This window comes from Micromonospora sp. WMMD754 (assembly GCF_049315235.1).
Classification (GTDB): domain Bacteria; phylum Actinomycetota; class Actinomycetes; order Mycobacteriales; family Micromonosporaceae; genus Micromonospora; species Micromonospora sediminicola.
Map to the genome: position 1 here is coordinate 3774936 of NZ_CP186058.1, position 14200 is coordinate 3789135.

At 74.6% G+C, this 14200-nt stretch carries 12 protein-coding genes; 2 read left to right on the forward strand and 10 right to left on the reverse strand.

All coding sequences use genetic code 11. The features are described 5' to 3' along the window. Positions 1 to 4: 4 nt before the first annotated feature. The 10 genes from ACN27B_RS18310 to ACN27B_RS18355 all read right to left on the reverse strand — a co-directional run bounded on the left by ACN27B_RS18310 (position 5) and on the right by ACN27B_RS18355 (position 11928). Positions 5 to 919: a DNA-3-methyladenine glycosylase family protein gene (locus tag ACN27B_RS18310; protein WP_422741073.1), complete on the reverse strand. Its 915-nt coding sequence runs from the start codon at positions 917 to 919 to the stop codon at positions 5 to 7. Positions 920 to 1088: 169 nt separating this feature from the next. Next, positions 1089 to 1742 (reverse strand): hypothetical protein, encoded by a 654-nt coding sequence (locus tag ACN27B_RS18315; RefSeq protein ID WP_099161946.1) that lies wholly within the window; start codon positions 1740 to 1742, stop codon positions 1089 to 1091. Positions 1743 to 1945: 203 nt separating this feature from the next. Beyond that, the gene (locus tag ACN27B_RS18320; protein WP_099161945.1) at positions 1946 to 2728 is read right to left on the reverse strand and encodes an anti-sigma factor family protein; all 783 of its coding nucleotides are present in this window, start codon (positions 2726 to 2728) and stop codon (positions 1946 to 1948) included. Next, positions 2725 to 3426, reverse strand: coding sequence for a sigma-70 family RNA polymerase sigma factor (locus ACN27B_RS18325; protein ID WP_091579334.1), 702 nt, complete (start codon positions 3424 to 3426; stop codon positions 2725 to 2727). Before ACN27B_RS18325 ends, ACN27B_RS18320 begins: the two co-directional genes overlap by 4 nt. An 82-nt stretch (positions 3427 to 3508) precedes the next feature. Next, positions 3509 to 4366 (reverse strand): spermidine synthase, encoded by an 858-nt coding sequence (locus ACN27B_RS18330; RefSeq protein WP_099161944.1) that lies wholly within the window; start codon positions 4364 to 4366, stop codon positions 3509 to 3511. After that, complete coding sequence (locus ACN27B_RS18335; RefSeq protein WP_099161943.1) at positions 4366 to 5328, reverse strand: hypothetical protein; 963 nt, start codon at positions 5326 to 5328, stop codon at positions 4366 to 4368. Before ACN27B_RS18335 ends, ACN27B_RS18330 begins: the two co-directional genes overlap by 1 nt. Next, entirely contained in the window at positions 5325 to 7799 is a 2475-nt protein-coding gene (locus ACN27B_RS18340) for an AAA family ATPase (protein ID WP_422741074.1), read from the reverse strand. The genes ACN27B_RS18335 and ACN27B_RS18340 overlap by 4 nt, the downstream gene beginning before the upstream one ends. Continuing rightward, complete coding sequence (locus ACN27B_RS18345; RefSeq protein WP_357629594.1) at positions 7799 to 8947, reverse strand: exonuclease SbcCD subunit D; 1149 nt, start codon at positions 8945 to 8947, stop codon at positions 7799 to 7801. Before ACN27B_RS18345 ends, ACN27B_RS18340 begins: the two co-directional genes overlap by 1 nt. A 12-nt stretch (positions 8948 to 8959) precedes the next feature. Then, positions 8960 to 10708 (reverse strand): ATP-binding protein, encoded by a 1749-nt coding sequence (locus ACN27B_RS18350; protein WP_091579317.1) that lies wholly within the window; start codon positions 10706 to 10708, stop codon positions 8960 to 8962. Between the two features lie 434 nt (positions 10709 to 11142). Further along, the gene (locus ACN27B_RS18355) at positions 11143 to 11928 is read right to left on the reverse strand and encodes a pyrimidine reductase family protein (protein WP_422741075.1); all 786 of its coding nucleotides are present in this window, start codon (positions 11926 to 11928) and stop codon (positions 11143 to 11145) included. A gap of 150 nt (positions 11929 to 12078) precedes the next feature. On the opposite strand from ACN27B_RS18355, the gene ACN27B_RS18360 reads away from it, so the two are divergent. Then, positions 12079 to 12624, forward strand: coding sequence for a plasmid pRiA4b ORF-3 family protein (locus ACN27B_RS18360; RefSeq protein WP_172967825.1), 546 nt, complete (start codon positions 12079 to 12081; stop codon positions 12622 to 12624). Between the two features lie 208 nt (positions 12625 to 12832). Next, entirely contained in the window at positions 12833 to 14146 is a 1314-nt protein-coding gene (locus tag ACN27B_RS18365; RefSeq protein WP_099161937.1) for an ABC transporter substrate-binding protein, read from the forward strand. Positions 14147 to 14200 lie beyond the last annotated feature (54 nt).

Genomic DNA, 14200 nt, shown 5'->3' on the forward strand with positions numbered 1-14200 from the left:
GCGGTCAGTAGCGGGCGAAGGAGCGGATCGGGGCGCGGGGGCCGTACTTCGGCGCCTGGATCCCGGCCGCCTCCAGCAGCACGCACACCCGACCCCGGTGCCCCCGGAACGGCTCCAGCAGCGCCAGCATCCGGGCGTCGTCGCCGCGCGGTTCCCCGGCCAGCGCCCAGGCCACCGTGTTCGGCACGTGGTAGTCGCCGACGCTGACCGCGTCCGGGTCCCCGTACGCGATCCGCACCACCTCGGCGGCGGTCCACGGGCCGATGCCGGGGACGGCGGTGAGCCGGCGGGTCGCCTCGACCGCGTCGGCGCAGCGTTCCAGCCGGTCCGCGACGGCGGCGGCGCGGCGCAGCGTGTCGGCCCGCCGCTGCTCCACCCCGAACGGGTGGAAGACCCAGTACGGCGTGGCCGCCACCGCGGCCGGCTCGGGCGGCAGCAGCAGTGGTTGCAGCGGGCCGGGCGCCGCCTCGCGGAAGTGCCGCACGGTCGCCGCGTACGCCCGGTAGGCCTCCTTGCCGGTGACCTTCTGCTCGAACACCGCCCGCAGCAGCCGGGGGAAGACCTGGCCGGTGGCGGGCATCCGCAGCCCGTGGTGCTCGTGGGCCAGCCGGGCGACCAGCGGGTGCGCGGCGGCCAGCGCGGCGAACCCGGTCAGGTCGTCGCGCAGCCCGGCCACCCGGTCGGCCCGCTCGAGGACCCACGCCGCGCCCGGCCCGTACCCCTCGGCGACCAGGTCGCCGGCCTCCGGACGCAGCGCCAGGGTGGCCGGCCCGTCCGGGGTGCGGGTGGCCCACCAGAAGCTCCCGGCGGCGATCCGCGCGCACGGGTCGTACGGGCTGAAGGTCAGCGCCCGCACCGAGGCGGCCAGTCGGTAGCCGGCCGGAGGGCGCAGCGTCCGGCGGGCGGTGGGCGAGGTCACCCCGCCACTCTGCCACGCCGCCCCGCCGTGACGGCCGACACCGCCGCGCGGGGCGCGGCGGTGCTCGTGCCGGAAGGCGGGGCGATGCCGGTACGCCCCGCCTTCCGGGTCCACGACGGTGACCGGCCGCGCCCTCCCCGGCGGCGACCGGTCACCGTGACCAGGTGCGTCAGTACGAGTAGGTCGACCCGCCACCCGAGTCGCCGCCGCCCGACGCCGGCGGGGCGACCGCCTTCGGCGTGCCGGTCGGCAGGCAGGTCAGGTTCTTCTTGCCGTTGGGGTCGACCACGAACCAGGTGCCGCCGACGCCCTGGCCCTTCCACTGGCCCGGCTTCTTGTCCCCGATGTAGCGGTAGACCGGCCAGCCCCCGATGGTGATCTGCCGGGTGCCGTCCTGCCGGGTGACCGTGCCGACCTTGTCGTCCGAGACGCCCTGCAGCTGCGGGTTGCCGTCGGTCAGCGCCGGCGGCCACACCTCGGCGCACTTGTCCACGCAGTTGGACTGCGCCGGGTCATCCGAGTCCTTGTCGAACCGGTACAGCACCCAGCCGTCCTGGTCGGTGACGACCTGGCCCATCCGGGGTAGCTTCTTGCCGACCAGCTCGTCGGTGAGCTTCACGTCGGACGGGGGCGCCTGGTCGGCGGCGGGCGCCTCGGGTGCCGCCGACGCCTCCGGTTCGGCCGCCGCGGTCGGTTCGGCCGCGGCGACGGCCACCGGCTCCGCCGCGCCCGAGTTCGCGCCGTTGTAGCCCGCGGGGGCGCAGGCCGTCAGTGCGACCATCGCGCTCGCGACGATGACGGTCGTCCGCTTGTGGTGTGCCACGTGCCCTCCTCGATTCTGGCAGTTCGCCGAGTAGTACGGGCGGCGGCGCTGTCAAGGTTGAAGTCGAAAGGGTGGTCCATTTCACAGTGGACCGGTTGAACCGTTCCGCACCGCCGCGCGTGCGGCACCGCGAGGGGGAGGTGGCGGAAACGACGCGACGGCGCCGGGCGGCCAGGCCGCCCGGCGCCGTCGGCGCGGTCACCTCAGAGGTCGGAGACGGTCACCAGCGGGCTCGCCACCCCGTTGACGTCGACCGACTGCACCTGGACCTTCTCGATGTCGCCGAGCGGGGCCGAGGTGGACGCGCTCAACTGCAGCGTGAGCGGGTTCTGGTTGGTGCCGTAGCCGTTGCCCGGCACCGACCAGGTGCTCACCACCTCGCTCGTGGCGTTCTTGCGCACCACCACCAGCCGGCAGGTGCGCGGCCCGGGCAGGCGGCCGAGCTGCACCGCGATCTGCGTGCCGTACTCCTTCTTCGCCAGCCACATCGTGGTCTGCACGCCGGTGCCCGGGTCGGTGGCGCGGTGCTCGTCGCCCTCGATCTCCTTGTCGCCGCCGACGCCCGGGGCGTTCGGGTCGGCCGGGCCGCTGCTCGGCGCGGCGGTCGGCACGGGCGGCGTCGGCCCGGCCTGCGGCACGGACGGCGAGTCGTCGCCGAGCATCCCGGCCGCGACACCGCTCAGGCCGCCGAACACCACCACGGCCGCCGCCGTGGCCAGCAACTGCCGGACCCGGGTACGCCGGCGGTCCCGCCGCACGGCCACCAGCGTGCGGTCCAGCAGCGCCGGGTCGGTGTGGGTCTGTTCCAGCGCGGCCATCGCCTCGCCGTCGATGCCGGAGAGCATCCCCACCACCGGGACCATCGTCTCCAGCTCCGCCGCGCACGCCCAGCAGGTGGCCAGGTGCTCCTCGAACCGCTCCGTGTCCTGCGGGTCCAGCACGCCGAGCGCGTACGCGGCGACGTCCATGTGGTCGGCCCGGCTCATTCCGTCACCCCCCTCTCCTGCAGAGCCGTGCGCAGCGCGCGCAGCGCGTAGTAGACCCGCGACTTCGCGGTGCCGAGCGGAAGGCCCAGCTCCTCGGCCGCCTCGGGCACGGTACGACCCCGGAAGTACGTCGCCACCAGGATCTCCCGGTGGGACTGGCTCAGCGTACGCAGCGCGTCCGCCACGGTCATCGTGCGCAACACCCGGTCGGTGCTGTCCGCCTCCGCGAACGCGGTCAGGTCCCGGTCGTACGTCTCCGCCGGCCGGGCCTGCTCGCTGCGGTGCTCGTCGATCGCGATCCGCCGGGCCACCGTCACCAGCCACGGCCGCAGCGAGCCCTGACCACCCTGCACGCCGAGGCGGTGCGCGTTGCGCCAGGCCCGCAGCAGCGTCTCCTGCACGATGTCCTCGGCGCGCTGCCGGTCCCCGCCGGTCAGCCGCATCACGAACATCAGCAGCGGCCCGGCGTGCTCCGCGTAGAGCAGCCGGATCAGCTGGTCCGAGTGGCTGGCCTCGGCGGAGGTCGCCTGGTGGCGTCCGGGGGCGGGTCGCGGCGGCACCGGGTCATTCTGGCGATCCGCCGGACGGGCGTCGACCCCCCGTCCCGAGCGCGACGCGCGCGAGTGTGGCTGCGCCCGGGCGAACATCCACTCGGGCCTCGCCACCTCGCCGTGCCAGCCGGCCGCCACCGCATGCATGCAGACCTCCGGTGTCCAATGACATCAGCCGGCCCCCCACGGGCATGGCCGCCCGGTGATACGCAGCGACCCGCCGATCGGATCAACGATCGACCGAAAAAATTCCCGGCGGGGGCGGAGTGGAGTCGACGGCGTCCGCGTCGCGCACCACCGCGACGCCGCCGGAGAACCGGTCCAGGTCCGCGCCGGCCACCACCCGGCCGGGGAACCAGTCGCCGGCCGCGCGTCGGGTCAGCTCCGGCACCGGCGGCTCCACCCGGGACGCCACCAGCACCAGGTTGCCGTACCGCCGGCCGCGCAGCACCGCCGCGTCGGCCACCAGGCAGGCCCGGGGCAACACGGTACGCACGGTGGCGACCTGCCCACGGGCGTGTCGCAGCGGCGGCCCGTCGGCGATGTTCGCCAGGTAGCAGCCGTCGGGCGCGAGCACCCGGGCCACCTGCGCGGCGAACTCGACGGAGGTCAGGTGCGCGGGGGTGCGGGCGCCGGCGAACACGTCCGCCACGATCACGTCGTACGCCCCGTCCCGGCTGGACGTCAGCGTGGCGCGAGCGTCCGCCACCCGCACCTTCAGGCGGGGGTCGGACGGCCAGGGCAGGGCACGTCGGACCAGGTCCACCAACGCGCCGTCCACCTCGGACACGCGTTGCGTCGAGCCGGGCCGGGTGGCCTGCACGTAGCGGGGCAGGGTGAGCGCGCCGCCGCCCAGGTGCAGCACCCGCAGCGGCGCGCCCGCCGGCGCCACCACGTCGAGCGCGGCGGCCAGTCGCCGGACGTACTCGAACTCCAGGTGGGTCGGGTCGTCCAGGTCCACGTGGGACTGCGGCGCGCCGTCCAGCAGCAGCGTCCAGGAGCCCGGGCGGTCCCGGTCCGGCACCAGCTCGGCCCGGCCGGTGTCGACGTCGGCCACCACCCGGTCGTCGTCGCGTCGCCGGCCCATCAGCGCCGGATCCCGCGCGCCGCCGCGGTGAGCACCCGGTGCAGCAGCCGGGCGTCGCCGAGCATCCCGCGCAGCCGGCGCTCCAGCCCGGCGATCGGCACCAGGTTCTGCGGGGCGCGCGGGTCCTTGTACGGGGTGGACGCGAACCGGGGCAGCGTGACCAGCGACAGGTCGGCCAGCGCTACCGCCTCCGGGACGGTCAGGTCGGCCGAGCACTCCATCCGCACGATGCCCGCCCACGGCGCCCCGGCGGCCACCGGCAGCCGCAGGTACCAGGACCAGCCGCCCCACGCCGTGCCCAGCCGGAACACCGGGCAGCGCTGGCCCGGCGCCAGCCCGGTCACCACCGCGGTGAGCCGGGCGTCCAGGTACTGGCTGTGCTGGGTCTTGATGTAGCCGAGCGTGCGCGGCAGGTTGCGCCGGCTGCGCAGCGGGCCGTCCACCACCAGCAGGTCGCCGTCGGTGCGGACCGCGTCCGAGACGGCCACCTCCAGCGCGGTGAGCGGGGCCTGCACCGCGGCCGGCAGCTTGCTCAGCTCGCCGGTGCCGGAGACCCGGTGCACCGGGTAGCGGATCGCCCCGGCCACCACGTCCTGCGCCGACGGGCTGGCCGTGAACAGCCCCCGGCCCACCCGGGCGCCGGCCAGCTCGGCGGCGCCCCGGTCCAGGTCGCAGCGGACCACCCCGGCGGCGTACGAGGCGGCGATGCCGGGGAACGAGCCGCCGTCCTCCTCGGCGGTCCACACGCTGGCGTCGATCCGGCGCACGCCGTCGACCAGCAGCACCACGTCCGGCGCGCGCACGTCCGGGCGGGCGTCGATCGCCCGCCAGTCCGTCGCCGGCAGCTCGACGTCCGCGTCGACCTGGGCGCTGCTCGGCGCGGCCGGACCGGACCCACCCGCCGCCTCGAACGACGCGCCGTACGCCGGGTCCCACGTGTCGACGAAGAACTTCGGGGTCACAGGCCGGTCCGCTCGACGCGGGCCGTGCGCGCGTCCTTGCGGACCTCGAAGCGGACCGGGATCCGCTCCGCCAGGGCCGGCACGTGGGTGACCACCCCCACCATCCGGTCGCCCCGGGCGGCCAGGTTCTCCAGCGTCGCCGCGACCGTGTCCAGCGTCGCCGCGTCCAACGTGCCGAAGCCCTCGTCCAGGACGATCGACTCCAGGCTCGCGGCGCTGGTCGACATGCCGGCCAGCTGCTCCGACAGCGCCAGCGCCAGGGCCAGCGACGCCTGGAACGTCTCCCCGCCGGACAGCGTCCGCACGCCGCGCCGCAGCCCGGCGTCGTGATGGTCGACCACGAAGAACTCGCCCTTGTCGTGGACCAGGTCGTACTGCCCGCCGGACAGCTCCCGCAGGATCCGCGACGCGCCGTCGACCAGCAGGTCCAGCGCCTCGGTGAGCAACCAGCGCTCGAAGTTGTTGGCCCGCAGGTGCCCGGCCAGCGCGCGGGCCACCCGCGCCTGGCGCTCGTGGCCGGCCCGCTGCTCGCGCAGGTCGGCGGCCTGCTCGCGGCGCTCGGTGAGCCGGCGCACCTCCGCCTCGGCCCGTTCCACCGCCACCGCCACGTCGCGCGGTGCGTCCTGCGGTGCGTCCAGCCCGGCCGCGGTGAACAACGCGGCGATCCCGTCGGCGACCTCGGCCGCGGCCCGCTGCGCCGCCTCCACCGAGGCGGCCAGCCCGGCCCGGTCGGCGCGCCGCCGGTCGGCCTGCTCGCCCGCCCAACCGGCGAGCGCCGCCCACGCCGCTGCCACGTCGTCCCGGTCGGCGGCCGGCGGCCCGAAGCGGGCCAGCCCGTCGCGTACCGCGTCGAAGTCACGCCAGGCCCGGCGCAGCCGCTCCTGCGCGGCGTCGAGCGCACCCCGCGCCCGCCGGGCCGCCTCCCGGCCGGCCCGCACCGCACCGGCCGCCTCCTCCAACGCGGTCCGCAGCCGCGCGTGCTCGGCCAGCGACTCGCGCAACCGCTCCGGCGCCGGCGCGTCCGTGAGCTGCTCGTCCAGCTCGGCCAGGCGAGCGCCGAGCTGGTCGTGCTGGGTCCGGGCACGCAGCAGCACCCGATCCAGATCACGCGCCGCGGTGTCGCGGTCCTGCACGACCCGCTTGGCCACCTCGCTCGCCGCCCGCGCCGCCTTGCCCGCCTCGATCGCCCGGCTCACCGCCGAACCCTTCGGCACCGCCGGCACCGTGGTGACCGTCTGCTCGCACACGGGGCACGGCGCGCCGCCGACCAGGTGCGCCCGCAGCGCCACCGCCTGGTCGGCGGCCTTCGCCTCCTCGTGCGCGCGGAACGCCGACTCCAGCTCCGTCTCGGCCCGCTGTGCGTCCGCCCGCGCCGCCGCCAGCGCCGCCACCGCCGCGTCGTGCTCGGTCCGCGCCGCGTCCACCGCCGCGCGGACCGTCGCCGCCTCCGCGGTCAGCCGGTCCCGGTCCGCGTACGCCTTCAGGTGCAGCCGCAGCGCGCTCTCGTCACCGGCGGCGGCCAGCTCCCCGCGCAGCTTCTCCTCGCGTTCCTCGGCCAGCCCGACCGCGGCCGCCGCCTCGTCGGCGGCGACCCGGGCCTGCGCCACCGCCCGCGCCAGCTCGGCGGTGCCGTCCGGCGGCCGCACCCCGGCCAGCACACCCAGCTCGGCGTCGAGGGCGGCCAGCGCCGCCGCCCGTTCACCCGCCGTGGCCCGGGCCTGCTCCCATTCGGGTACGGCGGCAGCGACCGCGGCGGCCAGTTCCCGCATCGCGTCCACCCGCTCCCGGGCGGCGGTCAGACTGTCGTCGTCGACGTCGGCGAGCCCGCCGAGCATCTTGTCGACCGCCTCCAGCTTCGCCTCGGCCTGCCCGGCGCGTTCGACCGCCTTCTTCTGGACCTCCTCGTAGACGCCCAGCCCCAGCAGGTTGACCAGGATCTGCTGGCGAGTGGCCGGCTTGGCGTGCAGGAAGTCGGCGAACTGCCCCTGCGGCAGCACCACGCAGGAGGTGAACTGCTCGTACGGCAGCCCGACCGCGTCCAGCACCGCCTGCTCCATCTCAGCCGGGGTGCCGGCCACCACCTCGCCCAGGTCCTCCGGGCTGAGCCCGGTGTCGAGCTTGGTGACGTCGAACCCCGGCGGCATGAGCTGGAGCCCGGCGTTGGCCGTCTTCACCGTGCCCCGGCCGTCGCGACGGACCACCCGGGTGGCGACGTAGCGGTCGCCGGCGGACTCGAAGACCAGCCGGACCCGCGCCTCGGTCGCCGACGGCGCCAGCGCGTTGGCCAGCCCCCGCGCGCCGCCCCAGCGGGGGACCGTGCCGTAGAGGGCGAAACAGATCGCGTCGAGCACCGTGGACTTGCCGGAGCCGGTCGGGCCGACCAGCGCGAAGAAGTCGGCGTCGGTGAAGTCGACGGTGGTCTCGTCGCGGAAGACGGTGAAGCCGGCCATGTCCAGTCGCATCGGGCGCATCAGTGGTCGACCTCCTCGAGCAGCTCGTCGAAGAGTTCCCGGACGTCCTCGTCGGCGTGCCCGCGGCTGCCCAGGTAGTCGGCGAACAGGTCGCGCGGTGAGCGGCCGGCCCGCTGGGCGGTGCGGGTGCCGCTGCCCGGCGTCGGCACCAGCTCCGGGTCGATCCGGATCTCCAGCGCCCGGGGCAGCAGTTCCTGCACCTCCTCGCGCAGCCCGGCCCGGGGCTGCTCCCGGACGTAGACGCGCAGCCAGCCCTCCGGCGGCTCGATCTCGGCGAGCTGGGCGAGGGTGCCGCGCACCGTGCGCAGCGGCACCGCGCCGGGCACCGGCACCTCCCGGATCCGGGCGGCGGTCGTCGCGGTCACCTCCACGATCGTCACCGAGCCGACGTTCTCCTGCTCACCGAAGTCGACCGCGAGCGGGCTGCCGCTGTAGCGGATCGGGCAGGGCCCGACGACCCGCTGCGAGCGGTGCAGGTGGCCCAGGGCCACGTAGTGCGCGTTGCCGGGGAACACGGTGGCCGGCACCGCGTAGCCGAGCACGGTGTGCGCGTCCCGCTCGCCACCGCCGGTGCTCGCCCCGACCACGGTGAGGTGGGCGGTGACCAGGTGCACCCGGTCCGGCTCGGTGAACCCCTCGGCCAGCTTGCCGAGCACCCGGCCGAGGTGGTCGGCGTAGGTCTGGTTGGCCTCGGCGGGGGTGAGCGAGTACATCTCCACCGCGCGGACGGCGAAGCGCTGGGACAGGAACGGCAGCGCGGCGACCTGCCACCGCTCGCCGTCGCGGGTCACCCCGTCGACGACGTGCTCGGCCGGGTTCTCCCGGACGCTGCCGCGCAGCGTGATGCCGGCGGCGTCGGCCCACGGCCGCAACGCGTCCAGCGCCGCGCCGTTGTCGTGGTTGCCGCCGATCACCACCACGTCGGCCCCGGTACGCCGCAGCGCGGTCAGCGCCCGGGTCACCAGTCGGGTCGCCTCCGGCGTCGGCGCGGCGGTGTCGTAGAGGTCACCGGCGACGATGACCAGGTCGGGCCGCTCGTCCCGGGCGATGTCGATCACCTGGGCGAGGACCTGTGTGTGCTCCTCGGCCCGGGACTGCCCCTTGAGGACCTTGCCGACGTGCCAGTCCGAGGTGTGCAGGATCTTCATGGTGGGTGCCGCCTAGAACGGGATGTCGTCGTCGGAGGAGCCGGAACCGACCACCGCGAACGGGTCGGCGGCCTGGGTGATCGACCGTAGCGTCTCCGACGGCGCGCGGCCCGCCTCGGAGACCCGGGTGGCCCAGGCCGGGAACGGGAACTCCAGGCAGAGCGGCACCGGGATGTCGGGCTGGTTGACGAACATCGTGCCCGGCTTGGCCAGCAGCGCCCGCTGCCGCTGGGCGGGCGGGAGGAAGCCGTACTCCGGGCGGGACGCCTCGGCCGGGTCGAGCCGGCCGACCACCCGGATCGCCGAGTTGGTGACGATGCGCCGCTCGACCTCGCTGGCGGTCTGCTGCGCGCCGACCAGGATCACGCCCAGCGAGCGGCCCCGCTCGGCGATGTCGAGCAGCACCTCCTTGATCGGCGACGAGCCCTCGCGCGGGGCGTACTTGTTCAGCTCGTCGAGCACGACGAAGAGCAACGGCTTGGCGGTGCCGGCCTTCTCCTTGCGCTCGAACTCGCTCTTGAGCGTCACGCCGACCACGAAGCGCTGCGCGCGGTCCGGCAGGTTGTGCAGGTCGACCACGGTGACCTGGGCGCTCTCCGCGGTGTTGATCGAGTGCGGGCGGCGGGTGGCCAGGTCGCCCCGGATCAGCCGGCCCAGGTCCTTCTTGCTGCCGATCAACCGGCGGGCGAACGCGTTGACGGTGCCCAGCCCGACCGCGCTGCCGGCCCAGTCGCCCCGGGTCTCGTCGTCGTTGAGCTGCTCGACCACGTGGTCGACCAGATCCGCGTAGGAGCCGAGCCGCACCCCGTCGATGCTCACCCCGCCGTCGGCCGGCTGGGCGTACCGGGCCAGGTGGGCGGCGACCGAGTGGACCACCATCGTGTACTGCTGGCGCTCGTCGTCGGCGTCGGCGAACACGTAGGGCAGCAGGCGGTCGGCGCAGAACTCGGTCAGCGTCCAGTAGAAGCTGTCCACGCCGGTGAGCCGGCTGCTCACGTCGGGGGTGCCGGAGGAGTCGCCGACCCGGGGCGGCGCGTAGACCCGCACGTCCGGGAATGCGCCGGCGTCGAGGCCGAGCTTCGCGTACGCCGCGCGGGTCGGGTCGTCGAGCCGGCTGTTCGGGTGGTCGAGGAAGAGCAGGTCCTCGCCCTTGACGTTGAAGATCAGCGCCTTGGCGTTGACCGCGTCGCCGCCGAGCACACCGGAGCGGAACACCGAGTAGAGCAGGAAGGTGGCGAAGCTGGTCTTGGTGGCGACACCGGAGATGCCGGAGATCGACACGTGCGCGCCCCGGGTGCCGTCGAGGAAGTCGGCGTTGAGGTAGACCGGCACCCCGTCACGGCCCATCCCCATCGGGATCCGCCGCTCCATCCGGTCGAAGTGCAGCGCGCGGGCCCGGGCGTCACCCTCGGCCCGGTGCACCACCGCGCCGGGGGTCGGCGGGACGTAGAACTCCGGGTCGACCCGGGTGGTGGTGACCTCGGCCGCCTCCTGCACCTGGGCCGGCAGTGTGCCGTCGGCGATGGCGAAGACGTCGGAGTCGAACTGCGCGCCCTCGTGCCGGGCGCGCACCTGGGTCACCACCCCGGCGATGGTCACCGGCTCGCGGTCGGGCAGCTCGCGGCGGGTCACCACCACGTCGTCGAGTTGCAGGTAGCTGCCGGGGGCGACGGCCGTCCAGAAGGTGAGCGGGGTGGCGTCGGCGGTGCCGAGCACCCGGCCGACCCCCTCGCCGGGCCCGTCGAGCTGGTCGTCGGTCATCGGCTGTCTCCGGTCGGCTGGTCGTACCGTTGGCGGTGCACGTCGTGCATCCTGCCCGAGGGATGCGACAGGTTGCCACGCGACGCGGCGGACGCCACGCCGGCCGTGTGCCCGGCGGTCGCCCCCCGGATCCGACCGACCACGGTGCGTGCCGTCCGGTCCGCCTCGGCGGCGTCCCGGGCGAACGGGCCCGACTGTTCTCCGCCCGCTCGGGTCGCTGCGGTGGCTGCTCCGGCGACCACGTGCCACGCAGCAGGTTTCCGAACTTCGAGAAGCATGTCCCGCTTCTCGGGAAGCGTGGAGATCTTGGTACGAAACGGCCCTCATCGGGGCCCTTTCGTACCAAGATCTCGCCAGCCGCCAGCCGCCAGCCGCCAGCCGCCAGCCGCCAGCCGCCAGCCGCCAGCCGCCAGCCGCCAGCGGCGGAGGGCTGCTCAGGCGGGGGGTGCGGCCCCGGCGGGCGGGGGGTCGCCCGGGTCGCGGGCGTAGCGCAGCATCAGCGTGCCGTCGCCGGCGGCCAGCACGTGGCGTAGCGGCAGGCGGCGCGGGACGCTGCCGTCGCCGGCGGTGATCCGCCCGGGTCCGGCGCCGGCGAGCAGCGGCGCGACGGTCAGGCACAGCTCGTCGACCAGGTCGGCCGCGGTGAGCGCGCCGAACAGGTGCGGGCCGCCCTCGCAGAGCACCTGCCCCAGCCCGCGGCGGCGCAGCTCGGCCAGGCCGGCGGCCAGGTCGACGCGCTCGTCGCCGTAGCGGAGCAGGTCGGCCACCTCGGTCAGTCCGGCCGGTGCCTCCGCGTCGGAGCGGGTGAGCACCAGCGGCCGGACCGGGGCGTCGGCGAAGCAGGCCTGGGCCGGGTCGAGGTCGAGCGAGCCGGAGACCACCACCAGGGTGGGGAACTCGGCCAGCCCCCGCTCGCGACGCCAGGCCCGTCGCTCGGCGCTCAGCCGGACCGCGCGGTAGCCCTCGTGGCGCAGCGTGCCGGCGGCCACCAGGAGGCCGTCGCAGAGCATCCGCAGCAGCCCGAACACGCGCTTGTCCGGCTCGCCGGAGAGCCCGGCCGAGTAGCCGTCCAGGGTGACCGCCCCGTCCGCGCTGGCGACGAAGTTGACCCGCAGGTGCGGGTGGTCGGCGCGGCCGTAGAGCGCGGTGAGCTGCGGGTCGGTCAGCGCGCCGGTGACGGGTGCGGGCCAGATCCGTTCGATCGGGCTTCCGACGCTCATTCGCCGGCCGGACCGGTGACCGGCGGGGTGGGTTCGGGGGTACGGTGCTGGCAGTCGCACCACTTCCGGCCAGGACAGTCGTCGTGCCGCCGCTCCCGGCAGGCTCGGCAGATCATGCCGGCAGCCTATGCCGAGGAAGGATGGGACCGCGTGTCGCGTCAGATCTTCCAGCTGATGGTGTCGCTGGCCGGGGTCCGGCCGCCGGTGTGGCGGCGGGTGCTGGTGCCCGGCGGCTACACCCTGGACCGGCTGCACCGGGTGCTCCAGCACGCGATGGGTTGGCGCGACTGCCACCTGCACTCGTTCGACGTCGACGGGCGGCAGTACGGCGAGCCCGATCCGGACGGCGAGCTGGCGCTGCGCGACGAGTTGGACGTCCGGCTGGACGCGGTGGTGGGCAAGGGCGACCGGTTCCGCTACACCTACGACTTCGGCGACTGGTGGGAGCACGACCTGGTGGTGGAGGACGTTTGCGCCGCCGACCCGGACGAGCGTTACCCGGTCTGTCTGGACGGGGAGCGGGCCTGCCCGCCGGAGGACGTGGGCGGCCCGGGCGGCTATGCCGTCCTGCTGGCCGCGCTCGCCGATCCGGCGCATCCCGAGCACCCGGCCATGCGGGAGTGGGCCGGTCCGGCGTTCGATCCGGCCGGGTTCGACCCGGACCGCGCGACCGTCCTGTTGCGCCGCTGCTGCTGACCGCGCCCCCGGGATTCCGGCCCGGGGGATGACGCGGTAACGAAATGGGAACGCTCCCACCGGTCTATTGACACCCCTGACACCTGCCGGCAATCTCATGGGAGCGCTCCCGCGAGTGGCGTCGGTCTCATCCCTGCCTCTTCCGGTTCGCGCGACACGCACCCCCCACCACACAGATATCGCCTCACCACCGAAAGAGGGGTCTCGGATGAGCGTCCCAATCCGCCGTCGGCAGCTCGCGGCCATCGCGCTCGCGTCCGTCGCGGTGCTCGCCACCGCCACCGCCTGCGGCGACGACTCGTCGGACAGCGGCGACAGCAGCGGTCCGGTGACCCTGGTCGTCGACGTCTTCGGCGATCAGGGCTTCGGCTACGAAGAGCTGTACAAGCAGTACGAAGCCGACCACCCGAACGTCAAGATCCAGGAGCGCGGCAAGGGCCTCGGCCTGGGTGACTACAACACCCGCCTGACCCAGCAGATCACCGCCGGGTCGGGCGCCGGCGACGTGGTGGCCCTGGAGGAGGGCACCATCGTCCAGTTCTACGCGCAGGCCGACAAGTTCGTGAACCTCGCCGACCACGGCGCGAACGACCTCAAGGGCAACTTCCTGCCGTGGAAGTGGGAGCAGGGCACCACCCCCGACGGCAAGGTGCTGGGCCTCGGCACCGACGTCGGCTCGATGGCGCTGTGCTACCGCAGCGACCTGTTCAAGGCCGCCGGCCTGCCCACCGACCGCGAGCAGGTCGGCGCGCTCTGGCCCACCTGGGACCAGTTCATCGCCACCGGCCAGAAGTTCGCCGCCGCCGACAAGAAGCACAAGTTCGTCGACTCGGCGACCAACTTCTACAACGTGGTGCTGATGCAGATCGCGGGCCAGGGCACCGGCTACACGTACTACGACAAGAGCAACAAGATGGTCATCGACCAGAACCCGGACGTGCAGGCGGCCTACCAGCTGACCACCAAGATGATCGCCGCCGGGCTGTCGAACAACCTGCAGTCCTTCTCCAACGAGTGGAACGCCGGGTTCAAGAACGGCACCTTCGCCACCATCGCCTGCCCGGCGTGGATGACCGGTGTCATCAAGGGCCAGGCCGGTGACGCGGCGGCCGGCAAGTGGGACGTCGCCAAGGCCCCGGGCAACGGCGGCAACTGGGGCGGTTCGTTCCTCGGCGTGCCGAAGTCGAGCAAGCACCAGAAGGAGGCCGCCGAGCTGGCCAAGTTCCTGACCAGCGCGCAGGGCCAGATCGGCGCGTTCAAGGCGGTCGGCAACCTGCCGTCGAACCCGCAGGCGCTGACCGACCCGGCCGTGGCCGACTCGACCAACGACTACTTCAGCAAGGCCCCGGTCGGCAAGATCTTCGCCGCCGGCGCCACCGACCTGAAGCCGGTCTACCTCGGCCCGAAGAACAACGCGGTCCGCACCGCCGTGGAGAACACGCTGCGCGCCGTCGAGCAGGGCAAGTCGGCCGACGAGCAGTGGCAGGCGGCCCTGAAGAACGGTGCGGCCGCCGGTAAGTGACCCGGCTGAGCCGCCCGCGGGTGGCGCCGGCAGCCCCGCGCTGCCGGCGCCACC

Coding starts and splice junctions, on each gene's coding strand:
- ACN27B_RS18365 (WP_099161937.1), top strand. CDS start 12,833: ATGAGCGTCCCAATCCGCCGTCGGCAGCTCGCGGCCATCGCGCTCGCG.
- ACN27B_RS18330 (WP_099161944.1), bottom strand. CDS start 4,366: ATGGGCCGGCGACGCGACGACGACCGGGTGGTGGCCGACGTCGACACC.
- ACN27B_RS18340 (WP_422741074.1), bottom strand. CDS start 7,799: ATGCGCCCGATGCGACTGGACATGGCCGGCTTCACCGTCTTCCGCGAC.
- ACN27B_RS18350 (WP_091579317.1), bottom strand. CDS start 10,708: ATGACCGACGACCAGCTCGACGGGCCCGGCGAGGGGGTCGGCCGGGTG.
- ACN27B_RS18320 (WP_099161945.1), bottom strand. CDS start 2,728: ATGAGCCGGGCCGACCACATGGACGTCGCCGCGTACGCGCTCGGCGTG.
- ACN27B_RS18355 (WP_422741075.1), bottom strand. CDS start 11,928: ATGAGCGTCGGAAGCCCGATCGAACGGATCTGGCCCGCACCCGTCACC.
- ACN27B_RS18345 (WP_357629594.1), bottom strand. CDS start 8,947: ATGAAGATCCTGCACACCTCGGACTGGCACGTCGGCAAGGTCCTCAAG.
- ACN27B_RS18325 (WP_091579334.1), bottom strand. CDS start 3,426: ATGCATGCGGTGGCGGCCGGCTGGCACGGCGAGGTGGCGAGGCCCGAG.